Genomic DNA, 567 nt, shown 5'->3' with positions numbered 1-567 from the left:
AAACAAAGAACTTATCATAAGAAAATATAATGAATCTAGAAAAGAATTAGGACGAAAACATATGTTTTAATGCTTGCTTTAGATTTGGCTGCCAATAAGTCCATGTATGATTCCCTTCAAATTCTTCATAAAAATAAGGGAACTTTAATTCATTAAGTAGCTCTGATAATTCACGGTTAGGTGTTAAAAAATCTGCAATTTCCTTTGTTGTTGTCTTGACTGCCGTTTCTTCCTTGCCAATGACATGATAAATATGTAGAAGGTGTGGCTCTTTAACTTCTTTAACGGCTTTCATTACATCCTCATTAACCATTGGAGATTGTAAAATAACCTTACCAAATGTATGAGGATATTGAATAGCTGCCATTAGAGAAACAGTTGCTGCTAAGGAGTCTCCAATAAGTGCACGGCCCATCCCCATCTGATAAGTTGGGAATTCTGCATCGATAAATGGAACGAGCTCGTGTGCAAGAAAGCGGATATATTCCTGATGCTGTTCACCGCTCGGATGATATTTTCTTCTTCGATCTTCTCCGTTTTTGTAAGGAATGCCTACAATGATTATTC

1 pseudogene is annotated in these 567 nt (G+C 36.2%); it reads right to left on the bottom strand.

From position 1 onward, the window contains the following. Positions 1 to 46: 46 nt before the first annotated feature. Positions 47 to 567: pseudogene (locus V7164_RS17040) on the bottom strand (alpha/beta hydrolase); the annotation flags it as partial.

It is taken from the genome of Bacillus sp. JJ1474 (genome assembly GCF_036965225.1).
GTDB lineage: Bacteria > Bacillota > Bacilli > Bacillales > Cytobacillaceae > Cytobacillus.
The sequence above is the reverse complement of the archived record's forward strand: the minus strand, read 5'-3'. Positions and strand labels throughout refer to the sequence as shown.